This window comes from Gordonia sp. (in: high G+C Gram-positive bacteria), assembly GCF_047606305.1.
Lineage (GTDB): Bacteria > Actinomycetota > Actinomycetes > Mycobacteriales > Mycobacteriaceae > Gordonia.
This window is the reverse complement of record NZ_JASGER010000024.1, coordinates 1-23,308: the sequence shown is the minus strand read 5'-3', so window position 1 is coordinate 23,308 and position 23,308 is coordinate 1. Positions and strand designations below refer to the sequence as shown.

Sequence of the window (23,308 nt, the reverse complement as noted above, 5' to 3'; positions counted from 1 at the left end):
GCGGGCGCCGGAGCCTGCGCCGCGGGCTCGGCCTGCGGCGCCGGTGTCGCGCCGGAGTCGGCCGGCGCCTCGTCGACCTCGGGCTCGGGTTCGGCGCCCTCGTCCTGCGCCAGCAGGACGGCGGTGTCGCGCTCGACGTTGAGCACCTCGGCGTCGGCCGCGGCGAAGCGGTCGAGCTTGAGCGTGTTGGCGGCGATGCCGGACAGGGTGGGCGCCGACTTCACGCCGATCTCCACGAAGCGACCGACGTTGAGACCGCCCTGACCGGTCGGTCCGAACAGCAGGTCCTGGGTCTCGATCCAGCGCACCGGGCTGGCGAACTGCCAGGCCAGCAACTCGATCAGCACGACGCGGGCGAGGGCGGCCGGGCGCGCGGCCCACGAGTCGAAGTCGGCGAGGACCTCCTCCAGCGGCTCCGACGGGACGAGTTCGGCGATCTCGGCGATGAACTCGCGGCGCAGGTTGAACAGCCGCGGGACCAGGTTCGGGATGTAGCGGCCGACCAGGATCTCCGGGTCCACGTGCTCGGGCAGCAGGTCGTCCAGTCGCTCACGGAAGGCGGGCACGCCCTCGCGCAGCACGGTCGAGTGGAAGGGCACGTCGATGCCCGGGACCAGGATGAAGGCCCGCTTGCCGCCGACCGCGGCAACCCGTCGCTCGATCTCGGACTCCAGCGCCTTGAGGCCGGCGACGGTGCCGGCGATCGCGTACTGCGACCCGCGCAGGTTCAGGTTTACGACCTCCAGGAACTCGCCGCACTCCTCGCCGACCCCGGCGACGAAGGCGTCGACGTCGTCGTCGGCCAGGTCGAACTGCGAGGGCCGGATCGCGGCCATGCGGTAGTCGCTGTTGCCCTTGGCGTCGCGCGGGACCAGGTGGTGCATGGCCTCGCCGCGCTGGAACACGACCTCCAGCACCGCCTCCAGGGGAAGCACGCCCGCGCAGGCGGCGAGCGCGTTGTACTCGCCGACGGAGTGACCGGCGGTGATGGCGTTCTCGACGAAGCCGCCCGCCTCGCGCAGCTCGGCGACCTGGGCGACACCCAGCGTCGCCATCGCGACCTGGGTGAACTGCGTCAGGAACAGCACGCCGTCGGGGTGGTGGTAGGTGGTGCCGTTCGCGACGAGGGTCGTCGGGTTGTCGCGGACCACGGCCAGGATCGAGAACCCGAGGGCCTCGCGGGTGTGCGCATCGGCGCGGTCCCAGATCTCGCGGGCGGCGGCCGAGCGGGCGCGGGCGTCCAGGCCCATCCCCTTGCTCTGGATGCCCTGTCCCGGGAAGGCGTAGACGGTGAGCGGTGCGGCCAGCCGCGCGGTGGCCGCGGCGACCAGTTCGCCGTCGACCTTCATCGTCACCTCGACGACCTCGCGCCCCCGGTCGAGTCCGACGCGGTCGACGCGGATGTCGACCGCATCACCCAGCCGGACCATGCCCAGGAAGCGGACGGTCCACCCCTCGATGGCGCGCGGGGCCTCACCGCGTCGGGTGTCGCGGGCGGTGAGGACCTGTTGCGCCGCCGCCGAGAGCCACATGCCGTGCACGATGGGCTCCCCCAGTCCGGCGAGGGCCGCGGCGTTGGCGTCGGTGTGGATCGGGTTGTGGTCGCCGGAGACCAGGGCGAAGCCGTTCATGTCCCGCGGCGCGGTGATCGTCGCGGCGCGGACGAACTTGCGGTTCGCGTCGCGCTCGTCGTCGGCCAGACCGCCGGCGCGCACCGGGTCGTCGAGCTCGGCGGCACCCAGTCGGCCGCGGATCGCGAACCGCTCGGTCAGTCGGGCGAGGATGCGGTCATCCGCGGCGATCTCGACGTCGACGGCGAGCACGCGACCCACGGCGGTGTCGGTGACGCCGGTCAGCACGGCCGTCGCGGTCAGCTGCGCGCGCTCGGTCGGCAGGGGCGCCGCCGCGGCGATGGCGTGGTCCAGGTGGACCAGGTCGAGCAGGCCCTCCACGACGGGGGTGCCGTCGGCGGTGCGGGCCGCGCCGATCAGCGCGAACACCGACGGCCAGGTCAGGCCGACGAGCGCATCGGGCACGGTGAGTCCGGGCTCGGGGGCCAGCGTCGACGGCAGCGAGGCGCTGGTGACGCCGCGGTGGTCGGCGGCGAGGTCGGGATTCCACTCGATGTCGGCGCGCGCGGTCAGGTCACCGCTGCGCGACCGGGTGGTTTCGGCGAGCGATCCGCCGGCGGCGACCTCGACGATCTGCGTCATCGCGGCACCGGCGTCGTCGATGCCGACCAGCGGCGCGCCGCCGTCGACGATCGAGGGCGCCACGGTGAGCGGGATCGTGGTGGTCGACGAGCCGATCGGCACGACGAGGTCGAAGCCGTCGGCACCGGACCGGCGGCGCAGCGACGCACCCGACGGCTCGTGCTCGGCGAGATCGGCGGTGACGATGTCCCAGCGCTCCGGGTGACCCAGGCGCGCCACCGGGTTGGGCACGATTCGGTCGGCCCAGCGGGCGTCGGCGGCGGACAGGACGGCGGCGATCGGGCCGGCGGCACCGGCGAGCGTGCGACGACGCGCGTCGACCTCGACGGCGGGCTCGCCGGCCGCGGACAGCTCCGCCACGAGGGCGGCCTCGAAGCGGTCGAGCAGAGCGCCGACGGGCTCGTCGACCTCGGTGATACCGCCGACCGCGACCGGACCGGGGATCACGCAGACCTCGTCGGCGCCGTAGCGCGGGTCGTGGGCCTGCCACAGCGAATCACTGCGCCACCAGCGCCGCACGTCGGCGTCGACGACGGGCACGAAGTTGACCGGCTTGCCCGGCGACTTGCACAGGTCCAGGAAGAACGCGACATCGGCCGGGTGGAGCACGTCCACCGTCGCCGCCGGGTACGCGGCGACGAGACGGTCGACACTTGCGTGCGCGCCGGCGTCGTCGACGTCGGCGAACAGGGTCTCGATGGTGCCGCGGTCGACGGCGTGCAGCCGCGCCTCAGCCCGCTGGAGCAGGTCGACGAAACGCCGGCGCCAGGTGATGTCGGCCCACTCGAGTTCGGCGCCGGGCTCGCCGACGGCGAGGGTCGCATAGCGGCGCAGCCACTGCTCGTAGGTCATCGACGCGACGTCGCCGAAGTACGGCTTGGCGGTGGCCGCGAGGGCCTCGATGATCTCGTCGCGGCGCGCGGCCACGGCATCGCCGTCGCCGGCTACCTCGTCGAGGAGGCGGCCGCAGCGCGAGGCGCTGTTGTCGACCTCGTGGATGTCGGCGCCCAGCTGGCTGCGCCCGGAGGCCATGCCGGCGTCGGAGTGGCCCGCGCCGATCCACTCGTCGCAACCGGCGGTCGCCACGAGCAGCTGCTTGACCTCGGGGCTGGTGGTGGCCTCTGCCGTCGCCATCGCGGCGGTGCCGACGAGGATGCCGTCGAGCGGCATCAGCGGGTGGTCGTGGGCCAGCGCCCACCGACCGGACAGGTAGTCCGCGGCGCGCTCGGGGGTGCCGATGCCGCCGCCGACGCAGATCACCACGTTCGCCCGGTCGCGCAGCTCGGCGTAGGTGGCCAGCAGCAGGTCGTCAAGGTCCTCCCAGGAGTGGTGGCCACCGGCGCGACCGCCCTCGATCTGCACGATCACCGGGTGGTGGGGCACCTCGGCGGCGATCCGCACCACGTCGCGGATCTGGGCGACGGTGCCCGGCTTAAAGGCCACGTAGTGCAGGCCCGCCTCCACCAGTTCGTCGACGAGGGCGACCGCGTCATCGAGCTCGGGGATGCCGGCCGAGACGATCACACCGTCGATCGGCGCGCCCTGGGCGCGGGCCTTCTGGACGATTCGCTTACCGCCCAGCTGGAGCTTCCACAGGTAGGGGTCGAGGTAGAGCGCGTTGAACTGCGCCTGGCGACCGGGCTCGAGCAGCTCGGTGAGCCGCTCGACGTTGTCGGCGAAGATCTCCTCGGTGACCTGGCCGCCGCCGGCCAGCTCGGCCCAGTGGCCGGCATTGGCCGCGGCGGCGACGATCGCCGGGTCGACGGTGGTGGGCGTCATGCCCGCGAGCAGCATCGGCGACCGTCCGGTCAACCGCGTGAAGGCGGTGTCGATCACCGCGCGGCCGTCGGGCAGCACCGCCAGGCGGGGCGCGTAGCGGTTCCACGGGTGCGCGACCTCGGGGATGCCGCCGGGCGCGAACAGGTTGCGCTGTCCGCCGCGCAGGGCCGCCGGGATGAGCCCGATTCCGGTCCCGCGGATGAGTGAAGAGGTCAGCCGGGTGACCGCGTCGGACGGGCCGAGGTCGAGGATCCACTTGGCCCCGTCGGCGTGCACCTCGGCGATGATCGAGGTCCAGTCGACCGGGTCGACCAGCAGGGCCTGCGCCTGTCGACGAGCCCACGCCGGGTCCAGACCGCAGCGCTGCGCCCAGTCCTCGACCAGGTCGACGGCGTCGGCCATCTCCGGGTGGTGGAAGGCGACGGACACCGCGAGGGCGTCGAAGGTCGGCGCGAAGGGGCTGCCGCCGGTGAGCTTTCGCTTGCGGTCGGCGGCCTCGGCCTCGGCGATCTGCTCGCATCGGGCGGTGATCGCGGCCAGATGCGCGGGTGCACCGGCGATGACGACGCCGCGGCGACCGTTGCGCAGGGCGATCACCGGCAGCCCCTGCTCGCCGGTCGTGCACTCGGCGCGGTACTGCGCCAGGATCTCCTCGATCCGGGCGGGCTGGACGTTGGTGATCGAGAGCATCGGCGACCCGTCGGCCGCGGCATTCAGCCCGCGTCGGGCCGCGGTGATGGACGCGGCCGCCCCGATCAACCGGGCCAGCGCCAGCATCGCGCCCTCGCCGGGGAGGTCGGCGACGTTCTCGCCGATCCGGACGGCGTCCACGGCCAGGCAGCCCTGCGAGTGTCCGACGGCACTGGTCGGCGGGTAGAGGTCGGTGTCCAGCCCCTGCTTGCGCAGCGACGCGAGCGCCGCCAGTTGGGCCAGCAGGATGCCGGGGATCGACGTCGCCGCCGCCATCAGCGCCCCGTCGTCGGGCAGGAAGCCCGTCCCGTCGCCGAGCGCATCGGCGGAGTCGAACAACTCGACCCAGCGCAGCGGGTCGAACCCGTCCGGTGCGGCGATCGCCAGTTCCGCGGCGACCGGCTCGGTGAGGCGCGCGGCGGCCCCGACCGTCTGCTCCAGGTGGCGACCGAGTTCCGCGTCGACCACGAGCTCGGCCAGCGTCGGCAGCCACGGGGCGCCCTGTCCGCCGAAGGCGACGGCGTAGGCCTCGCCGTCGGCGATGCGGTCGATGAGCGAGTCGCTGGCGTGGTGTGCGCCGACGCGTCCGGTCGAGATGCGGTCCTGGTCGATGCTCACAGGCGGGCTCCTTGAAGACTGTGGTGGATGTTCCGCGGCGCATGTGCGCGCAGTGGATTCGAGAAACATCCTGACACGGGAAAATGAGGGGCACCTCATGTTTTTGGGTGACCGGTCGGTATACCCGCCAGTAGCCCCACCGGTAACATTTTCGGCCGCGTGACCTGCTTCACAACCCCTTGGGAAACCCGCTGCTCACGCCATCGCGTCCGTCGCGCAGTGCCCCTACCTGCAACGATCTCGGTTCGTTATCGAATCGTTATCTTCGTCGGGTGTGGAGTGTCCGGTATGGTCCGCCCATGCCCGACTGCATCTTCTGCGACATCATCGCCGGCACCGCACCGTCCCGACAGGTCTACGCCGACGACGACGTCATCGCCTTCCTCGACATCCGACCGGTCAAGCGCGGTCACACCCTGGTCGTGCCGCGGAACCATTCACGCGGCCTGACCGACCTGGCACCCGGCGACGGGGAGAAGGTCTTCGCCGCCGGGCAACGCGTCGGCGTGGCGATGCGCGACGCGCTCGACGCCGATGGGGTGAACCTGGTGGTGAACGACGGCCGCGCCGCCATGCAGACGGTGTTCCACACCCACTTGCACGTGATCCCGCGCCATCGCGGGGACAAGCTCTCCTTCGCCAAGAGCCTGGTGGTCCGACGGGACCCGAATCCGGATGAGACCGCCGAGCGGCTCCGTCGAGCGCTCAAGGGCTAGCTCAGCCGCGCTCGCGCGGCAGGGATCAGCTGCGCTCGCGCAGGGCCTTGAACCCGCCCGCCACCCGGGCCAGCTTGGTGAAGCCCAGGCGCGACAGCCGGGACTCGATCTCCTCGGTCTGCGCGTTGAGGGCGACGACGGCGACCTCGGCGTCACGCCGAAGCCGGGGGTTGGCGCGCAGCTGACCGGTCAGCTCGCCGGGTTCGACGACGACGGCGCCGGGCACGCTCCCCTGGTGGCGGACCACCTGCGGACGCACGTCCAGAATCACCGTGTCGCCGCGCTGGGCCTGCTCCACCGCCTGCGCCGCAGAGATCTCTCGCATCGTCATTGGTTCCCCTCCCGCCAAGGTCCGGTCTCGAACTCATTCGCCAACCCAACGGGGCCACCGGCCCGCGGGTTCCCCAATGTTGTCAACGCCACATCTCGGAAGGGCAGCCGCTCGGGCAAAGATTTGATGTCGGAAAGTCGCGTTTCGTGTCAGATCACTTGCGGTTGCGGCGGCCGGCGACCTTCGGATTGGCCCGCGGCCCACCCTTGCGGTAGCCGCCCTGCGGTCCGCCCTTGCGGCCCCCGCGCGAGCGCGGCGGACCCATGTCCGGGCGCAGGTCGATCGCGTTGCGGCCGATCCTCGTGTGCTTGAGCGACGCCAGGGTCTCCCGGTCCAGATCGGCCGGCAGCTCGACCAGCGTGAAGTCGTCCCGGATGCTGATGTTGCCGAAGTCACCGCGGGTGAGTCCGCCCTCATTGGCGATCGCGCCGACGATCGCGCCCGGCGTCACCTTGTGCTTGCGGCCCACGGCGATCCGATACGTCGCGAAGGAACCGCCACCGCGCTTCGGACCGCGCTCGCGCTGCTCGCGCTCGCGCCGCTCCCCCGGCGGCGGGTCGGGTGCCATCAGGAAGCCGCCGTCGCGGGTCTCGAGCGCCAGGGCCGCGGCGATGTCGGCCATGGCGACGTCGTGCTCGCGGGCGTAGTTCTCGACCAACCCGCGGAACAGGTCCAGATTGTTCGACGTGAGGTTCTCGGTGATCGAGTCGGCGAAGCGCGCCACGCGCTGGGCGTTGACGTCGTCGGCCGACGGCAGGTCGATCTCGGTCAACGGCTGCCGGGTGGCCTTCTCGATGGCCCGCAGCAGGTGGCGCTCGCGCGGCGAGACGAACAGCAACGCCGTGCCCGACCGTCCGGCACGACCGGTGCGGCCGATGCGGTGCACGTAGGACTCGGTGTCGTGCGGGATGTCGTAGTTGACGACGTGCGAGATGCGGTCGACGTCGAGGCCGCGCGCGGCCACGTCGGTCGCGACGAGGATGTCCAGCGACCCGTCCTTGAGCTGGTTGATCGTGCGCTCGCGCTGGGCCTGCACCATGTCGCCGTTGATCGCCATCGCCGACAGGCCGCGGGCGCGCAGCTTCTCGGCGAGCTCCTCGGTCGCCTGCTTGGTGCGGACGAACACGATCATCCCGTCGAAGGTCTCAACCTCCAGCACGCGCGTCAGTGCGTCGAGTTTGCGCTGATGGGAGACCTGGAGGAACTTCTGGGTGATGTTCTGGGCGGTCGAGGTCTTCGCCTTGACGGTGATCTCGACGGGGTCGTGCAGGTACTTCTGCGCGAGCCGTCCGATCGCCTTGGGCATCGTCGCGGAGAAGAGCGCCACCTGCTTGGAGTCCGGGGTGTCGGCGAGGATCCGCTCGACGTCCTCGGCAAAGCCCATCGTCAGCATCTCGTCGGCCTCGTCGAGCACCAGGAACTCCAGCTCGGAGATGTCGAGGGTGCCCTTGTCGAGGTGGTCGATCACGCGTCCGGGGGTGCCCACGATGACCTGCGCGCCGCGGCGCAGCCCGGACAGCTGGATGCCATAGCTCTGTCCGCCGTAAATGGGCAGGACCTTCAGCTCGGGGATGTGCGTCGAGTACCGCCCGAAGGCCTCGGCGACCTGCAGCGCCAGCTCGCGCGTCGGCGCCAGCACCAGCGCCTGCGGCTTGCGGGCCGCGGTGTCGATGCGCGAGAGGATCGGCGCGGCGAAGGCGGCGGTCTTGCCGGTACCGGTTTGTGCGAGGCCGACGACGTCGCGGCCGGACATCAACGGCGGGATGGTCGCGGCCTGGATCGGCGACGGGGATTCGTAGCCCACGTCGTCGAAGGCCCGGCGAACACGGTCGTCCAGGCCCAGGTCGTCGAAGGACTCGGGGGCTGTGTCGGTCATTATGGTTGCCAACTCTATCGCCGATGGGCGCCGATTCCCGCATCCGCCGATCGGGAGTCCATCGGTGGCGGCACTGCGTGCCGACCGCCCTGTGACCGACGACACGGACTTGCTACCGTGGCACACGACCGAATTCCGACATTCCGCCTTCGACACCGCCTGGGAGCAACGGCATGAGCGCAAGCCTCAAGGAATCCTCCACCTCCGCGACCTTCACCATCGACGAGTCGAGGACCTGCGTCGACACCGTGCTCGACTACCGGGCACAGCGGCCCACGCTGCCGGTCTTCCGCCGCTACGCCAACGGCGCCTGGGTGAACGTGACCGCCGCGCAGTTCGCCGACGAGGTCGATGCGGTGGCCAAGGGGCTCGTCGCGTCCGGCGTCAAGGCCGGCGACCGGGTCGCCCTGCTCTCCTCGACGCGGTACGAGTGGACCGTCATCGACTACGCCATCTGGCGCGCCGGAGCCACCACCGTCGCCATCTTCGACACCTCCTCCCCCGACCAGGTCGACTGGATCCTGTCGGACTCGGGCACCTCGCTGGTCATCCTCGAGTCGGAGGCGAACCGGGCGGCCCACGCCGACGTCATCAAGGGCTGCAAGGACGTGCGGGAGACGCTCGTCATCGACGACGGCGCCGTCGCCGAACTCACCAAGCGCGGCAAGGACGTGAAGGACGCCGAGCTCGACGCGCGGCACAAGGCCTCCTCGGCCGCCGACGCCGCCACCCTGATCTACACCTCCGGGACGACCGGCCGCCCCAAGGGCGTCGTCCTCACCCACGCCAACTTCATGTCCGAGGCCGCGGGCGTCACCGCCTCCCTCGGCTCGATGATGACCGAGGGCAAGTCGACGCTGCTGTTCCTGCCGCTGGCGCACGTCTTCGCCCGCGTCATCGCGGTCACCTCGCTGGAGAACCGGGTGGTCGTCGGACACACCAGCGACATCCCCAACCTGGTCGAGCTGCTGGGCGCCTTCTCCCCCGATTTCGTGCTCTCGGTGCCGCGCGTGTTCGAGAAGGTCTACAACTCGGCCGAGCAGAAGGCCATCGACGGCGGCAAGGGCAAGATCTTCGCCAAGGCCGCCGCCACCGCCATCGAGTGGAGCGAGGCGCAGGACAACGGCGGCGCCGGGCTGGGCCTGCGGCTCAAGCACGGCGTCTTCGACAAGCTCGTCTACGGCAAGCTGCGCGCCGCCCTCGGCGGCCGCTGCGAGGCGGCGGTGTCCGGCGGCGGCCCGCTCGGTGCACGCCTGGGCCACTTCTTCCGCGGCGCCGGCGTCCCGATCTTCGAGGGCTACGGCCTGACCGAGACGACCGCCGCGGTGACCGTCAACAAGCCCGGTGCCCAGCAGGTCGGCAGCGTCGGCCGCCCGATCGAGGGCGTCAGCGTAGCCATCGCCGAGGACGGCGAGGTCCTGCTCAAGGGTCCGGTCGTGTTCAACGGCTACTGGAAGAACGATCAGGCCACCAAGGACGCGATCGTCGACGGCTGGTTCCACACCGGTGACCTCGGCGCGCTGAAGGACGGCTTCCTCTCGATCACCGGCCGCAAGAAGGAGATCCTGGTGACCGCGGGCGGCAAGAACGTCTCCCCGGCCCAGCTCGAGGACAAGATCCGCGCCAACGCGCTGGTCAGCCAGTGCCTCGTCGTCGGCGACGGCCAGCCGTTCATCGGCGCGCTGATCACCCTCGACCCCGAGGCGGTGCCCGGCTGGCTCGAGCGCAACGGCCTGCCCACCGACACCCCGATGTCCGAGGTCGCCAAGAACCCGGAGATCCGCAAGGAGATCCAGGCGGCCGTCGACTCGGCGAACGCGTCGGTGTCCAAGGCCGAGGCGATCAAGAAGTTCACCATCCTCGACAGTGATTTCACCGTGGAGAACGGCGGGCTGACCCCGACGCTCAAGCTCAAGCGCAACGTCATCACCGAGGCGCACAAGCAGGCAATTGCCGACCTCTACACCTGAGCGGACCGGGTCCGGCGCCTCGACGCCCGTCGCCGGGCGCGACTGGGCGATCGACGCGACCCGCGGCCTGGCGATCTGGAGCATGGTCGCGGCGCACTTCGCCGGACCGAAGTCGTGGCTCGGCCGCCCGACGCACTCCTATCCCTACGTCGACGGGATGGCCGCATTCGTCCTGCTCTCCGGACTGGTCCTCGGCCTGGTCTACGGCGGCTGGATCACCCGTCGCGGGTGGGCGTTCACCGGTCGGCGCCTGGGCAAGCGCCTTGTCGTGCTCTACCTCTGTCAGGCCCTGATCTGCCTGGTGGCGGTCGCGGCCGGCCTCGCCGGCCACTACGACCTGGTCCGGCTGCGCCCGGTCAACGACGCCGGGACGGGCGTCGGATTGTCGTTGCTGCTGCGCTATCTGCCGTCCGGCGGCGACATCCTGCTGATGTACCTGGTGTTCCTCGGCGTCGCCGGACTCCTGCTGCCGCTGCTCGCGCGCGGGCTGGGCTGGTTGGTGCTGGCGGGCTCGATCGGGCTGTACGCCTACTCCCAGGTCGACAGCCCCGTGTGGTTCAACATCACCAGCTCACCGGGCAAGGCGTGGATCGGCGCGCCGGACTGGTCGGACTGGTGGACGATCGCCTTCGGCGGCCTGCCCATCCAGAACTGGGCGGCCTGGCAGATCATGTTCTTCCCTGCCCTGGTGCTGGGGTGGTACTGGCGCCGCTGGCGGGTGGACCGCTGGCTGGTGAAGCAGCTGCCGTGGCTGTTGGCCGCCGCGACGGCGCTGTGGCTGCTGCTCTACTTCGGCTTCAAGGCCAAGTCCGGCCCGTGGCACCACATCCAGCCCGACGTCGCCGACAAGGTCGACTTCCGCGTCGCACGGGTCTTCGCGTCGTGGGTCGTCGTCCTGACGGTCTACGCCGTGTTCGCCTGGTTGGTGCCGCGGATGCGGCGGCGCAACTGGCTGCGGCCGCTGATCATGACCGGCGCGCGCAGCCTCGACTCCTACGTGCTGCAGGCGCTCCTGCTCGTCGCGATCCCGATCTTCCTGATCGCCCGGCCGTGGTCGACGGCGGTCACGGCGGTCATCACCGTCGGGGTGTTCGGGCTCTGCTGGGCATGGGCGGAGCTGCGCCGCGCCCTGCTGATCGACAAACTGCACCGCGCGCCCGTGGTCATCGCACGACGGGTCAGACGGCCCGGTACAGGATCCCCCGCGCGATAGCGTCCCGGACCACCGGCATCGCGGCGGACGCCAGGGCGTCGGCGTCGACGCCGTGGTGGGCGGCGAGCAAGGCGATGAGGTCGGCCAATTCGACCTGGCCGCGACAGCCGACGAGCAGCGCCCGGGAGACCTCGTCGAGCGCGATCGTCGCGCCCGGACCGCCGGGCCGGCGCACCGCCGAACCAACCGTCTGCCAACCGTCCTCGCCGAGCAGCGACTGCTCCTCGAGCATCACCGGCATGGCCGCCAGCCGCATGCCCAGCAGCTCGGCGTCGGAGTGCTCGGCCAGGAAGTCCTGCCGATCGAGGAAGGCCTGCGCCTCGTCGCCGGTCACCTCTTCACCCGCCCCGGTGATCTCCTCGACGACCTGGAAGCGGACCCGACCGTCGACCGGCCGGCGCAAGGTCAGCACCCCCATGCCGATGGCCACGATGCCCGCCTCGTCGAAGTAGGCCAACCAATCGCGACCGCGCCGGGCCGCCCGTTCGGGCGACTCCCCGGCGTCGGCGAGCCAGAGGGAGACGTAGCTGACCGGATCGGCCAACTCGCGCTGGACGACCCAGGCGTCCAGACCGGTCCCGGCCAGCCACTGGCGCGGCCGGGCGGCCCAGTCCTCGACGTCGGTCACCACCCAGTTGGCCAGCACCGTGGCGACGCCGCCGGGATTGAGGCGGTCGGGCAGGCCGGCGATGAGCTGCGCGCACAGACCGTCGGCGGGGACCCCCGAGTCCCGGTAGATGTAATCCTGGTCGCCGCTGCCGATGACGAACGGCGGGTTGGAGACGATCAGGTCGAAGGTCTCGTCGGCGACCGGCTCGAACAGACTGCCGCGCCGCAGGTCCCAGCTCTGCCCACTGGCCCGTGCGGTCGCGGCGGCCAGCGCCAGGGCCCGCTCGTTGGTGTCGGTCGCGACGATCTGCGCGCTGTGCGCCCCCAGGTGCAGCGCTTGCACGCCGCACCCGGTTCCCAGGTCCAGCGCCCGCTGCACCGGTCGTCGGATCACGGCGCGCGCCAAGGAGACCGAGGCACCGCCGATCCCGAGCACGTGGTCGCCGGCGAGTGCGCCGGCCCGTCGTCCCGCGTCCTGATCGGCGAACACCAGGTACTCGCCCGCGTCGTCGGCGTAGGGCCGCACGTCCAGGATCGGGCTCACCTCGCCGCCGGGGGTCAGTGCCACGATGCCCTGCGCAGCCAGGTCGCGCGGGTCGACGCCGGGCAGCGCGGTGGCCAGGTCCGCGGCCGGACGCGGTTCGCCGAGGAGGAAGACGGCGATCAGCGTCGACAACGGCCGGTCGTCCTCGACGCTGGCCAGCGCCGGCCAGCGGACGCCGCCGGTCAACGCCGCCGAGACCTCGGCGCCCAGGTGGGCCTCGATGCCGTCGGTGGTGAAGCCCACGGCCCGCAGCCCCGCGGCGAGCCGGTCGACGACGGCGAGGTCGCGGCACGGCAGTCCGGTCATGCCGGCTTCACACAGGCCATCAACACCGAGCGCATCGCGTCGGCCTCCTGCTTGGTGATCCACAGGCCGTAGGCGATCTTCACGTCCAGCTGGCGGTTCACGTAGGTACAGCGGTAGGCGCGGTTGGGGGGCAGGAAGCCCTGGGCGTCGTAGGGGCCCTTGACCTGGTTGATGTCGTGGCCGACGGCCTGCAGGTTCATCGGGTCGTTCGCGAAGTTGTGCCGCTTCGGATAGTCCCAGTACTTGGCGCCGGTGGTCCACGCGTTGGCCAGCGACACGACGTGGTCGATCTCGACGGTGCCGGAGGTGTCCGGCCCGCGCACGAAGTGGATCGTCTGCCCGGTGTACTGGTCGTAGAGCGTGCCGGTCGAGACGAAACAGCCGCCCCAGCGCATCTCGACGTTCGTCATGTCGCGGTGCAGGATGTCGTCGCGGGTGTTGCAGCCGTTGTGACCGAGGGGGACGTCGACGTTGTCATCCCACTGCGGGCCATAGGCGTCGCGGGTGTAGCCCTGGATCGACGAGCGGTACTTGACCGGCAGTCGCGCGACCTTGGCCAGTCCGGCGGTGTCGACGTAGATGCCGCCCTGGCCGATGCTGACCGTCGACGGCACGCCCGATTGCGCGACCGACTGCAGCTGCTCGGTGAGGAAATCCTTCACCCCGCATCCGGACAACGTGCCGACGAGCAATCCGGCGAGCGCCAGGACCAGAAACCGAAACCTGTGAATCACATCCAAATTATGCGTCAACTAGGTGTCAACTCGGTCTAGCGATTGCCTCGGCCGCGTCGGATCCTCTACGTTCGAGGGCGTTCATCAGCTTCTGAAAGATCGAGGTACCACCCCTATGCGCTCCACCGCAATGCTGACCGCCGCCCTGGCGCCCGCAGCCGCCGTCGCCCTGTCGTTCGGCGTGGCCGCACCCGCGCTGGCGGCGCCCGCCGCCGGTGACACCACGATCTCCTCGGGGATGGAGATCCGCCGTCCGACGTCGATCATCACCGAGGCGAAGTGCACCCTGGGTGCCGTGGGGTCGGCCAGCCGCGCCTACACCGCCGGCCACTGCGGCAAGCGGGGCGAGAAGATCTACACCGTCAAGGGCGACGAGATCGGCACCATCACCTCGAACCTGATCGGCCGCAACGCCGACATCGCGGTCATCACCCTGAAGCCGGGTCTGCGCGTGAAGGTCGACAACATCGACTGGAGCTCGAGTGTCAGCAACGGCACCGCGGTCAGCAAGTCCGGTGCCACCACCGGCACGACTCGCGGCACCGTCGTCCAGGCCCAGCCGAAGCTGATCCAGGCCGTCGAGTGCCCGCTGCCGGGCCCGGCCGCCCTGGCCTGCGCCGTCGCACCGCCGAGCCTGCTGGTCAACCAGTCCACCTACGTGGTCGAGTCGACCTTCCGCTCGGAGTCCGGCGACAGCGGTGCCGGTGTCCGCCGTGCCGGCGGACCGATCATCGGCATCGTGTCGTCGAAGGCAATCGGTGCGACCGACTCCAAAGACCGTCCGCTGCAGCGCTCGTACTACACGCCGCTGTCGCGCGTGCCGGGCAACCTGCGCTGAGTCGCCGAGACCGAGAGGTAGAGACAACCATGCGTTCCTCCGCACTGCTGACGGCCGTCGCCGCCGTCGCCCTGTCGATCGGCGCCGCCGCGCCCGCATCGGCCGCCCCCAAGCTGGCCGCCCCCGGCACCCCGGTGTTCTCCGGCATGGAGATCCGAATCGACAAGCCGATCGCCGATCTGGGTGTCGCGACGCTGGCCACCGGCGCCAAGTGCACGCTCGGCGCGGTCGTCAACTCGGGGCGCGCCCTCACCGCGGGGCACTGCGGCAAGCGCGGCACCAAGATCTACGACAAGAAGGGCGCTCAGATCGGCACAGTGACCGCCAACCTGATCGGCGCCCGCGCCGACATCAGCATTGTGTCGCTGGTCCGAGGGATGAGCACCCGCGTCGACTCCATCGACTGGGGCTCGCGCGTGGCCAAGGGCTCGCCGGTCAGCAAGACCGGCATCACCACCGGCACGACCCGCGGCAATGTCGTCGATCCGCGGCAGAAGCTGCTGACCGCCGTCGAGTGCCCGTACCCGAACCTCGTCCCGGGTTCGTCCTCGCTGTTGTGCGCGGTCACCCCGCCCCAGCTGCTGGTCAACCAGTCCACCTACGTGGTCGAGTCGTCGTTCAAGTCCCTGCCGGGCGACAGCGGAGCCGGTGTCCGCAACGGCAGCGGCCAGATCGTCGGCATCGTGTCGTCGATCCCCCAGTCGGTCGACGCCAAGGGCAACCCGATCATCCGGTCGTTCTACACGCCGGTCTCGCGGGTTCCGGGCAACCTGCGCTAGCGGCAACCGCCTACGGCGACGCCGGTCACTCCCCTCGGGGCGTGACCGGCGTCGTCGTTTGCGCGGCTACCTGAAGGCGACCGTCGGGAAATCCACCGGTACCCCCAGGGCGATGTTGACGTAGTTGGTGTACAGGTTCAGTGCGACCTGTCCGACCGTCTCCACGATTTCCTCGTCGGACCAGCCGAGCTGTCGCAGCGCCTCGACGTCGGCCGCCGGGACCTGTCCCCGCTCGTCGACGAGTTTGAGGGCGAAGGCGAGCAGCGCGGCGGTCTTCTCGTCGTCGGAAGTGCCGACCTGGGCGCTGTCGAGCTGGTCAGCGGTGAGTCCGGCCTTGCGGCCCAGCGCCGTGTGTGCGGCCAGGCAGTACTCGCACTTGTTGCGGTTCGCGACCGCGACGGCGATCTGCTCGCCGAGCGCCGGCCCGAGGACTCCGCCGCCGAACGCACCGAACGAGCCCCACATGCTGGCCAGGGCCGCGGGCGAGTTGGCGACCGTCGCGAACATCGCCGGCACGGTGCCGAACGCGCCGTTGATCTGGTCGAGGTTCTCCTTGACGGACCCGGTCGCGGTAGAGCGGTCGATCTGGGGGACGGTGGACATGTATTCCTCCTTGGTCGTCGGCGGACTCGTCGCCCGCCGTGGTTCCCATCGTCGACGCCCGAACGGGACGAATTAGTGCAAGAAGTCTTGAATACTTACCTATTCGTCTGCTTCTCTGGAGGATGTGACCACACTCGACCGCCTCTCGCCGCTCCTGGAGCGCTTCCGGGTGCGCACTCGCCTGTTTCACACCGGCCCGTTGTGCGGGGTGACCGTGCTGCCCGCCGAACCAGGTCGAGGATTCCTCCACGTCCTGCGGGAGGGCGAGATGGACGTGACCCACCCCGGCACCGACCGACGGCTGCGCCGCATCCACGTCGACGAGCCGAGCCTGCTGTTCTACCCGCGGCCCTTCGAGCACTCTTTCCACAACGCACCCACCGAGGACTCCGACTTCGCGTGCGCGACCCTGGACTTCGACGGCGGTCCGACGCATCCGCTGGTGCGAGCACTCCCACCGGTCACCGTCCTCCCGCTGCGGGAGGTCGCAACCATGCGACCGACTCTCGACCTGTTGTTCGCCGAGGTCGACCGAGTGGCGTGCGGGCAGCGCCTCCTCGTCGACCGTCTCTTCGAGGCCGCACTGATCCAACTGTTCCGGTGGATCATCGAGAACCCCGATCGACTTCAGCTCGACGTCGGGCTGATCACCGGACTGTCCGACGACCGACTCGCGCCCGTGCTCAGCGCCGTGCACGAGTCACCCGGCGGGGACTGGACGCTGGCGACCATGGCGGCGGCCGCGAACATGTCGCGCAGCGCTTTCGCCGCCCGCTTCAAGGAGACGGTCGGTCAGTCGCCGGCGGACTACCTGACCGATTGGCGGCTGACGGTCGCGCAGGAGAGGCTGCGCGCCGGGGCCTCGGTGGCGGTGACGTCGGGGGAACTCGGGTATTCCAACCCCTCCGCCTTCTCGCGGGTGTTCGCCCAACGCCTCGGCCGCTCGCCGCGGGCGTGGCTGGCCGCCGACGCCGTCGAATGAAACAGTGCGCAAGGGGGGACTCGAACCCCCACGTCCTAGGACACTGGAACCTAAATCCAGCGCGTCTACCAATTCCGCCACTCGCGCGTAGCGCCGACCACACTACACCGAGGCTGCACCGCTGCCGATCGGTTAAACCGGGTACCGTCAAGGTATGTCGCAGTCCCGTCCGCCCCGGCGCCACCGCCCGGCACTGGTGGCGTTGACGCTGGTAGCGGCCCTGACCTGCCTGGCGCTCGCCTACTGGCAGTGGACCCGGTTCGAGTCCTCGTCGGGCACGTTCCAGAACCTCGGCTACGCGCTGCAGTGGCCCGCATTCGCCTTTGCGGTGATCTACGGCTACCGGCGGTTCGTGGTGCTGGAGAACGACCCGGAGGAGCAGGAGAAGCTGATCGCCAAGCAGCACCGGGATGCGGCGATCCCCGACGAGCTGCTGCCCGAGCGGCCCACGCTGCCCAGCGCCGATGCCCTGCGCGAGGACCTCGAGGTGGCCCCGACCCCCGACGACGACCTCGCCGCCTACAACGCCTACCTGAAACAGTTGAACCAAGTCGATAGGAATCCGACGTGACCGACCAGTCCACCTCCCCCGCCACCGCGCCGAAGGGCGCCGACGTCGCCGGCATCCCCGGCGCGCTGCTGCGCTACCGCATCCTCGCGTGGGTCACCGGTGTCTGGCTGCTGTTCCTGGTCGGCGAGATGATCGCCAAGTACGGCTTCGGCATCGAGGGCTACGGCTGGGTCGGCGTCGTGCACGGCTGGGTGTACTTCGTCTACCTGTTCTTCTGCTTCATCCTCGCATCCAAGGCGCGGTGGCCGTTGGGCAAGACCGTCGCGACGGCACTGGCGGGCACCATCCCGTTCCTGTCCTTCTACGTCGAGCACATCCGCACCAAGGACGTGAAGGCCCAGTTCGGGCTCAGCTGAGGCGCTGCAGCGCCGGCAGCAGCTGAGCCAGCGCCTTGCCGCGGTGGCTGAGCGCATCCTTCTCGGCGGGTGCCAACTCGGCCGACGTACGGCCACCGGCCGCCTCGTCGTCGGGGACGAACAGCGGGTCGTAGCCGAAACCGGACACCCCGCGCGGCTGCGCGACGATCGTCCCGCGCCACTCGCCACGCACGACAGTCTCCTCCCCCGACGGCAGGACGAGCGCGCACGCGGACACGAAGGCCGCGCCGCGCCGCTCGTCGGGGACGTCGGAGAGCTGACCCAGCAGCAGGTCGTTGTTGGCCCGGTCGTCGCCGTGCCGGCCCGACCATCGAGCCGACAGCACGCCGGGCATGCCGTTCAGGGCGTCGACGGCCAGTCCGGAGTCGTCGGCGACGCAGGGCATCCCGGTCGCTCGCGCGCCCGATCGCGCCTTGATCAGCGCGTTCTCCTCGAAGGTCGCGCCGGTCTCGGGTTCCTCGGGATACTCCGGCACGTCGTCGAGGCCGACCACCTCGACGCCGGTCAGCCCGGCCGACGCGACGACCCGTCGCAGCTCGGCGAGCTTCTTGGCGTTGCGCGAGGCGAGCAGGACCCGGGACATCAGGAGTTGGCGACGCCGGGCAGCGTGCCCGGGTAGTCGTCGGCGAGGACCTCGCGCTGGGCGGCGAACAGCTGCTCGGTGCCCGCCTGGGCGAGGTCGAGCAGCTTGTCGAGGGTGCCCCGGGAGAAGGTCGCCCCCTCGGCGGTGCCCTGCACCTCCACCAGCGTGCCCGCGTCGGTGGCGACGACGTTCATGTCGACCTCGGCCCGCGAGTCCTCCTCGTACGGGAGGTCCAGCCGGACGCGGCCGTCGACGATGCCGACGCTGACCGCGGCGATCGCGCACGACAGCGGCTGGGGGTCGGCGAGGCGCTCGGCGGCGCGCAGGTAGGTCACCGCGTCGACCAGCGCGACGTAGGCGCCGGTGATGGCCGCGGTACGGGTACCCCCGTCGGCCTGCAGGACGTCGCAGTCGATGGCGATGGTGTTCTCGCCGATCGCGGCCAGGTCGATACACGCGCGCAACGACCGCCCGACCAGCCGGCTGATCTCGTGGGTACGCCCGCCGACCTTGCCCTTCACCGACTCGCGCGAGCTGCGCTCGTGGGTCGCCGCAGGGAGCATCGCGTATTCGGCGGTCAGCCAGCCGCGGCCCGAGCCGCGCCGCCAGCCGGGGACGCCCTCGGTCACGCTCGCGGTGCACAGCACCCTGGTCTGGCCGAATTCGACCAGGACCGACCCGGCCGGGTGCGAGGTGAAGCCTCGGGTGAACTTGATGGGCCGGAGCTCGTCGTCGGCGCGGCCGTCTACACGTGTCGTCACGCGGACAACTCTAGTGGAGCGGGGAGCGTGCGGTGCGGCGCTCAGGCGCGAGTCGCCACCGCGGAGACGTCGAGCTCCTGCCCCTGCTGGACGAGCTCGATGTGACCGGAGAAGGCCGAGCGCGCCTCGGCGAGGATGTCGGCCGTCGAGGTCCACGGCGGGATGTGCGTGATGGCCAGGACGCCCACGCCGGCGGCCGTCGCCGCCTCGCCCGCCTCGACGCCGGACATGTGCAGGTGTGGCGGCCGGTTGGCCGGGTCGTGGGTCCACGACGCCTCGCAGAGGAAGACGTCGGCGCCGCGCGCCAGCTCGACCAGGTCGTCACAGGGCGCGGTGTCGCCGCTGTAGGCCAGCACCTCGCCGTTCGGCCCGGTGACCCGCAGCCCGTAGGTAGCCGGCGGGTGGTCCATCTTGCGGGGCTCGATGGTCAGCCCGCGCAGCGACACCGACTGACCCTCGACCCACTCGGAGACGTCGAAGGTGTCGCTGATGTCGTCGATCTCGCCGGGGAACTCCGAGGACCCCGCCCCGATGCGCGCGGCGGTGCCCTCCGGCCCCCACAGCGGTGCGCGGCCGGTCGCGGGCACCGGCGCCCAACGGCGCCACACGAGCATCGCGGGCAGGTCCATGCAGTGGTCGGCGTGCAGGTGGGACAGGACGACGGCGACGTCGTTCGGTTCGGCCACCGCCTGCAGCTCGCCAAAGACACCGGGACCGCAGTCGATCAGGACCGGCAACTCACCGGGCACGGACACGAGGTACCCCGAACACGCCGCCCCGGGGCCGTTGACGCTGCCCGAGCATCCAAGGACTGTCAGATGCATGGCACCACTCTGCCACGCCGCCGACGGCCGATTGCACCGAATCGGCCGGTTTCCCGCGGGTTGGAATCCATCTGTGATCAGACGCCGTCACAGGTGCTCGACGCGCCCGACTTCCGGACCGAGGAATCGTTTGGCGAGCTTGGCGAAGGACTCCGGATCACCGGTCGCGGTGAATACGCGGCGGGCCTCCCGGTCCGAGTGCGGATGCAGCAGGTCACGCTCGGTGAGCACGCGCAGCACGTCCTTGGCGGTCTCCTCGGCGCTCGACACGAGCGTCACGTTGTCGCCCATCGCGAGCTGCACGACCCCCGACAGCAGCGGGTAGTGCGTGCAGCCGAGCACCAGGGTGTCGACGTCGGCCTCCTGCAGCGGCTCCAGATACCCCTGGGCGAGCCCGAGGATCTGCCGCCCGCTGGTGATGCCCCGCTCGACGAAGTCGACGAACTTGGGGCACGCGGCCGAGGTGATGGTCGCGTCCCGGGCCGCGGCGAAGGCGTCCTCGTAAGCCCGCGAGGCGACGGTGGCCTCGGTGCCGATCACGCCGATGCGCCCGGACTTCGTCGCGGCGACCGCCCGGCGCACCGCCGGTAGGACGACCTCGATGACCGGGATCGGCGCGTACCGCTCGCGGGCGTCGCGCAGGCAGGCGGCCGAGGCGGTGTTGCACGCGATGACGATCGCCTTCACCCCGCGCGAGGCCAGCTCGTCGCCGATGGCCAAGGCGTGCTTGCGGATCTCCGGGATGGTGAGCGGACCGTAGGGCCCGTTGGCGGTGTCACCGATGTAGATGACGTCCTCGTCGGGCAGCTGGTCGATGATCGCCCGGGCGACCGTCAGCCCGCCGACCCCGGAATCGAAGATCCCGATCGGCGCCTGCTGGTCGATGCCGATCGGACTGCCTTCACTCACAAGACGAAAATTCTACGCTCAGGCCCACAGCTGGCCCTCGACGGCGGCCGCGGCAGCGTCCGGATCGGTGCCGTAGACGCCGGTGGAGAGGTATTTCCACCCGGCGTCGGGCATCACCATCGCGATGTCCGCCCGCTCGCCGGCCTTGACCGCCGACGACGCGAGCCGCATCGCGGCGTGCAGGATCGCCCCGGTCGACACCCCGGCGAAGACTCCCTCGGTCTCGATCAGCTCGCGCACCCGGGCCACGGCGTCCTCGCCGGTGACCGAGAACCGCCGGGTCAGCACCGACTCGTCGTAGAGCTCGGGCACGAAGCCCTCGTCGACGTTGCGCAGCCCGTACACCTCGTCGCCGTAGCGCGGCTCGGCCGCGACGATCGCGATGTCGTCGCACTGCTCGCGCAGGAACCTCCCCACGCCCATCAACGTGCCGGTGGTGCCCAGACCGGCGACGAAGGCGGTGATCTCGGGCAGATCGGCCCACAGCTCGGGCCCGGTGGTCTCATAGTGCGCACGGGCGTTGGCCTCGTTCCCGTACTGGTAGAGCATCGTCCAGTCGGCGTGCTCGACGGCCAGCTGCTTGGCCATCGCCACCGCCGTGTTGGATCCGCCCGCAGCCGGCGAGGAGATGATCTGCGCGCCATACATCTGCAGCAACTGCCGTCGCTCGGCGGAGGTGTTCTCCGGCATGACGCAGACCAGCCGGTACCCCTTGAGCTTGCACGCCATCGCCAGCGAGATGCCGGTGTTGCCGCTCGTCGGCTCCAACACCGTCGCACCGGGGGTCAGCGTCCCGTCGCGCTCGGCCGCCTCGACCATCGCCAGTGCCGCGCGATCCTTGATCGAGCCGGTCGGGTTGCGGTCCTCCAGCTTGAGCCACAGGCGGACGTGCGGACGCTCGGGAGCATCGTCCCAGCGCGGCGACAACCGCGGTAGACCGATCAGCGGGGTGTGCCCCACCGACTCGATCAGCGACCGATACCGGGTCATCGGTCAGCCGCCGGCGACGGCGGCTGAATTGTCGCCTCCGGCGACGGCGGCTGAATCGTCACCTCCGGCGACGGCGGCTGAATCGTCGCCTCCGGCGACGGCCGGCAGCACGGTGACACTGTCGCCGTCGGCGATCGGGGTGTCCGGACCGCCGGTGAAGCGCACGTCCTCGTCGTTGACGTAGATGTTCACAAAGCGCAGCAGCGCGCCGTCCTCGTCGCGCAGGCGTCCGGCCAGGCCGGGGTGGTTGGCCTCGAGGTCGTCGATGACCTCGGCGAGCGTGGCGCCCTGCGCGGGCACCTTCTTCTCGCCGCCGGTGTGCGGGCGCAGGATCGTCGGGATGGACACGGATACGGCCATGGTCACTCCTTGGTGCGGGCTGGGTGGTCGGCGGAGTCGGGGTCGGGCACGGAGAAGGCGGGACCGGTGTCCCCCTCCCCGACGACGGTGATGGGTTCGGCGCTGATCTCGCCGCCCGAGATCCGGTAGCTGCACACCAGCGCGGTCTCGGGGTCGGCGGTGCCGATCAGCACGTAGTGGGCGTCGGGCTCGGCGGCCAGAGAAGAGTCGGTGCGCGAGGGGTACGGCCCGGTCGCGGTGTGCGAGTGGTAGATGACGACCGGGACCTCGTCGCGCTCGTCCATCTCGCGCCACACAGACAGCTGTTCGCCGGAATCGAAACGGTAGAACGTCGGGGAGCGCTCCGCGTTGACCATGGGGACGAAACGGGTGGGCTCGTCCGAACCCTCGGGGCCGGGGAGGACGCCGCAGGCCTCGTCGGGGTGGTCGGCGCGCGCGTGCGCGACCATCGCCTCGACCAGTCGGCGATCGATCCGCAACATCGCTCCCCCGTTATCGGTCGGGACCGTCGGCCAACGCCGACGGCAGCAGGGCGCGCAGCGACGGGATGTCGGCGACCCCGGTGGCCGCCAGCACCGCGTTCACGATGGCCCGCTGGGTCACCGTAGCGGCGGCTGCACTCACCTGGGTAACAATCGCGACGTCCGGGTGCATTCCGATCGGCGTGAATTCACGGAGGGCGTCACGAGCCTGGCCGGGACAGGTGCGCGTGGCCACGGCGAAGATCGTGTCGCCGTCCAGCGGCGAGTGCGCGGGCACGATCGCCCGGGCCAGGCCGTCGTGGGCGGCCATCGCGATGCGCCGCGTACACGCCTGATCGAGGTCGGCATCGGTCGCCACCACACCGATCGTCGTGTTGAGCGGGGTCGACTTGGCCTTTGCCGCGGCCAGTGCGCGACGATCATCGGCCGACGGCGGCCGCAGGCCGTGGTACTCCAGGTCGGCCGCGCCGGCGCCCCACGGCAGGCCGGTCGCCGAGTCCAGCACGTCCCCGACGGGGTTGGCGACGATCAGCGCCCCGACCGTGATGCCCGCGGCGGGACCGTCGGCGAGTTTCAGACTCGCGGTCCCGACGCCGCCCTTGAGCGCACCCGCGCGCGCCCCGGTACCGGCACCGACGGTGCCGGTCGCG

The 23,308-nt window shown here is 70.8% G+C and carries 21 protein-coding genes, 1 tRNA gene and 1 pseudogene; 8 read left to right on the top strand and 15 right to left on the bottom strand.

Features of this window, described 5'->3' with window-relative positions; all coding sequences use genetic code 11:
* On the bottom strand, window positions 1-5,300 hold a 5,300-nt coding region (locus QM634_RS03965), incomplete at its 3' end, for a fatty acid synthase subunit beta domain-containing protein (RefSeq protein WP_415041476.1).
* A gap of 299 nt (window positions 5,301-5,599) precedes the next feature.
* Here QM634_RS03965 and QM634_RS03960 point away from each other — a divergent pair.
* A complete protein-coding gene (locus QM634_RS03960) occupies window positions 5,600-6,016 on the top strand; it encodes an HIT family protein (protein ID WP_415041475.1) in 417 nt (138 codons plus the stop codon).
* 25 nt (window positions 6,017-6,041) lie between these two features.
* Here QM634_RS03960 and QM634_RS03955 read toward each other — a convergent pair whose 3' ends face one another.
* On the bottom strand, window positions 6,042-6,347 hold the full coding sequence (locus QM634_RS03955) for a rhodanese-like domain-containing protein (protein ID WP_415041474.1): 306 nt from the start codon (window positions 6,345-6,347) through the stop codon (window positions 6,042-6,044).
* Window positions 6,348-6,501: 154 nt separating this feature from the next.
* Window positions 6,502-8,223, bottom strand: coding sequence for a DEAD/DEAH box helicase (locus QM634_RS03950; protein WP_415041473.1), 1,722 nt, complete (start codon window positions 8,221-8,223; stop codon window positions 6,502-6,504).
* 173 nt (window positions 8,224-8,396) lie between these two features.
* On the opposite strand from QM634_RS03950, the gene QM634_RS03945 reads away from it, so the two are divergent.
* Together QM634_RS03945 and opgC are read left to right on the top strand one after the other, a co-directional pair.
* On the top strand, window positions 8,397-10,193 hold the full coding sequence (locus QM634_RS03945) for an AMP-dependent synthetase/ligase (RefSeq protein ID WP_415041472.1): 1,797 nt from the start codon (window positions 8,397-8,399) through the stop codon (window positions 10,191-10,193).
* The gene (gene opgC, locus QM634_RS03940) at window positions 10,174-11,406 is read left to right on the top strand and encodes an OpgC domain-containing protein (protein ID WP_415041471.1); all 1,233 of its coding nucleotides are present in this window, start codon (window positions 10,174-10,176) and stop codon (window positions 11,404-11,406) included. The genes QM634_RS03945 and opgC overlap by 20 nt, the downstream gene beginning before the upstream one ends.
* Here opgC and QM634_RS03935 read toward each other — a convergent pair.
* Together QM634_RS03935 and QM634_RS03930 are read right to left on the bottom strand one after the other, a co-directional pair.
* A complete protein-coding gene (locus QM634_RS03935; RefSeq protein ID WP_415041470.1) occupies window positions 11,372-12,865 on the bottom strand; it encodes a methyltransferase in 1,494 nt (497 codons plus the stop codon). The genes opgC and QM634_RS03935 overlap by 35 nt on opposite strands.
* Window positions 12,862-13,599, bottom strand: coding sequence for an HNH endonuclease family protein (locus QM634_RS03930; protein WP_415041469.1), 738 nt, complete (start codon window positions 13,597-13,599; stop codon window positions 12,862-12,864). The genes QM634_RS03935 and QM634_RS03930 overlap by 4 nt, the downstream gene beginning before the upstream one ends.
* A 115-nt stretch (window positions 13,600-13,714) precedes the next feature.
* On the opposite strand from QM634_RS03930, the gene QM634_RS03925 reads away from it, so the two are divergent.
* Both QM634_RS03925 and QM634_RS03920 read left to right on the top strand, forming a co-directional pair.
* Window positions 13,715-14,437 carry a trypsin-like serine protease gene (locus QM634_RS03925; RefSeq protein WP_415041468.1) on the top strand — a complete coding sequence of 241 codons (723 nt, stop codon included), beginning with the start codon at window positions 13,715-13,717 and terminating at the stop codon, window positions 14,435-14,437.
* 29 nt (window positions 14,438-14,466) lie between these two features.
* The gene (locus tag QM634_RS03920) at window positions 14,467-15,216 is read left to right on the top strand and encodes a trypsin-like serine protease (RefSeq protein ID WP_415041467.1); all 750 of its coding nucleotides are present in this window, start codon (window positions 14,467-14,469) and stop codon (window positions 15,214-15,216) included.
* Window positions 15,217-15,282: 66 nt separating this feature from the next.
* Here the strand turns inward: QM634_RS03920 and QM634_RS03915 are convergent, their stop codons facing one another.
* The gene (locus QM634_RS03915) at window positions 15,283-15,819 is read right to left on the bottom strand and encodes a carboxymuconolactone decarboxylase family protein (protein ID WP_415041466.1); all 537 of its coding nucleotides are present in this window, start codon (window positions 15,817-15,819) and stop codon (window positions 15,283-15,285) included.
* A 124-nt stretch (window positions 15,820-15,943) separates the two neighbouring features.
* Here QM634_RS03915 and QM634_RS03910 point away from each other — a divergent pair, with 124 nt between their 5' ends.
* Complete coding sequence (locus tag QM634_RS03910) at window positions 15,944-16,801, top strand: AraC family transcriptional regulator (RefSeq protein WP_415041465.1); 858 nt, start codon at window positions 15,944-15,946, stop codon at window positions 16,799-16,801.
* A 5-nt stretch (window positions 16,802-16,806) separates the two neighbouring features.
* Here QM634_RS03910 and QM634_RS03905 read toward each other — a convergent pair.
* Window positions 16,807-16,888, bottom strand: a tRNA-Leu gene (locus QM634_RS03905).
* A 67-nt stretch (window positions 16,889-16,955) separates the two neighbouring features.
* Between QM634_RS03905 and QM634_RS03900 the strand changes: the two genes are divergently transcribed.
* Window positions 16,956-17,372, top strand: a complete 417-nt coding sequence (locus QM634_RS03900; protein WP_415041464.1) for a transcriptional regulator — start codon at window positions 16,956-16,958, stop codon at window positions 17,370-17,372.
* On the top strand, window positions 17,369-17,728 hold the full coding sequence (locus QM634_RS03895) for a DUF3817 domain-containing protein (RefSeq protein ID WP_415041463.1): 360 nt from the start codon (window positions 17,369-17,371) through the stop codon (window positions 17,726-17,728). The genes QM634_RS03900 and QM634_RS03895 overlap by 4 nt, the downstream gene beginning before the upstream one ends.
* Here QM634_RS03895 and rdgB read toward each other — a convergent pair.
* The 8 genes and pseudogenes from rdgB to QM634_RS03855 form a co-directional block, all read right to left on the bottom strand.
* Complete coding sequence (rdgB, locus tag QM634_RS03890; protein ID WP_415041462.1) at window positions 17,721-18,332, bottom strand: RdgB/HAM1 family non-canonical purine NTP pyrophosphatase; 612 nt, start codon at window positions 18,330-18,332, stop codon at window positions 17,721-17,723. The genes QM634_RS03895 and rdgB overlap by 8 nt on opposite strands.
* The gene (gene rph / locus QM634_RS03885) at window positions 18,332-19,093 is read right to left on the bottom strand and encodes a ribonuclease PH (protein ID WP_415041461.1); all 762 of its coding nucleotides are present in this window, start codon (window positions 19,091-19,093) and stop codon (window positions 18,332-18,334) included. Before rph ends, rdgB begins: the two co-directional genes overlap by 1 nt.
* Before the next feature lie 41 nt (window positions 19,094-19,134).
* On the bottom strand, window positions 19,135-19,917 hold the full coding sequence (locus QM634_RS03880) for a cyclic nucleotide-degrading phosphodiesterase (protein WP_415041460.1): 783 nt from the start codon (window positions 19,915-19,917) through the stop codon (window positions 19,135-19,137).
* Window positions 19,918-20,004: 87 nt separating this feature from the next.
* Entirely contained in the window at window positions 20,005-20,826 is an 822-nt protein-coding gene (gene murI, locus QM634_RS03875) for a glutamate racemase (RefSeq protein WP_415041459.1), read from the bottom strand.
* 18 nt (window positions 20,827-20,844) lie between these two features.
* A complete protein-coding gene (locus tag QM634_RS03870; RefSeq protein WP_415041458.1) occupies window positions 20,845-21,816 on the bottom strand; it encodes a PLP-dependent cysteine synthase family protein in 972 nt (323 codons plus the stop codon).
* Between the two features lie 3 nt (window positions 21,817-21,819).
* On the bottom strand, window positions 21,820-22,176 hold the full coding sequence (locus QM634_RS03865) for a MoaD/ThiS family protein (RefSeq protein ID WP_415041457.1): 357 nt from the start codon (window positions 22,174-22,176) through the stop codon (window positions 21,820-21,822).
* A gap of 83 nt (window positions 22,177-22,259) precedes the next feature.
* A pseudogene (locus QM634_RS03860) lies at window positions 22,260-22,658 on the bottom strand (Mov34/MPN/PAD-1 family protein); the annotation flags it as partial.
* Window positions 22,659-22,668: 10 nt separating this feature from the next.
* Window positions 22,669-23,308, bottom strand: a 640-nt coding sequence (locus QM634_RS03855) for a P1 family peptidase (protein ID WP_415041456.1), incomplete at its 5' end; no start/stop codon positions are given.

What these genes read in the sequence shown, in the direction of transcription:
- QM634_RS03935 (WP_415041470.1), bottom strand. Translation starts at nt 12,865, where the DNA reads ATGACCGGACTGCCGTGCCGCGACCTCGCCGTCGTCGACCGGCTCGCC.
- QM634_RS03945 (WP_415041472.1), top strand. Translation starts at nt 8,397, where the DNA reads ATGAGCGCAAGCCTCAAGGAATCCTCCACCTCCGCGACCTTCACCATC.
- QM634_RS03950 (WP_415041473.1), bottom strand. Translation starts at nt 8,223, where the DNA reads ATGACCGACACAGCCCCCGAGTCCTTCGACGACCTGGGCCTGGACGAC.
- QM634_RS03865 (WP_415041457.1), bottom strand. Translation starts at nt 22,176, where the DNA reads ATGGCCGTATCCGTGTCCATCCCGACGATCCTGCGCCCGCACACCGGC.
- QM634_RS03920 (WP_415041467.1), top strand. Translation starts at nt 14,467, where the DNA reads ATGCGTTCCTCCGCACTGCTGACGGCCGTCGCCGCCGTCGCCCTGTCG.
- QM634_RS03880 (WP_415041460.1), bottom strand. Translation starts at nt 19,917, where the DNA reads ATGCATCTGACAGTCCTTGGATGCTCGGGCAGCGTCAACGGCCCCGGG.
- QM634_RS03900 (WP_415041464.1), top strand. Translation starts at nt 16,956, where the DNA reads ATGTCGCAGTCCCGTCCGCCCCGGCGCCACCGCCCGGCACTGGTGGCG.
- rdgB (WP_415041462.1), bottom strand. Translation starts at nt 18,332, where the DNA reads ATGTCCCGGGTCCTGCTCGCCTCGCGCAACGCCAAGAAGCTCGCCGAG.
- QM634_RS03870 (WP_415041458.1), bottom strand. Translation starts at nt 21,816, where the DNA reads ATGACCCGGTATCGGTCGCTGATCGAGTCGGTGGGGCACACCCCGCTG.
- QM634_RS03955 (WP_415041474.1), bottom strand. Translation starts at nt 6,347, where the DNA reads ATGACGATGCGAGAGATCTCTGCGGCGCAGGCGGTGGAGCAGGCCCAG.
- QM634_RS03915 (WP_415041466.1), bottom strand. Translation starts at nt 15,819, where the DNA reads ATGTCCACCGTCCCCCAGATCGACCGCTCTACCGCGACCGGGTCCGTC.
- QM634_RS03925 (WP_415041468.1), top strand. Translation starts at nt 13,715, where the DNA reads ATGCGCTCCACCGCAATGCTGACCGCCGCCCTGGCGCCCGCAGCCGCC.
- QM634_RS03960 (WP_415041475.1), top strand. Translation starts at nt 5,600, where the DNA reads ATGCCCGACTGCATCTTCTGCGACATCATCGCCGGCACCGCACCGTCC.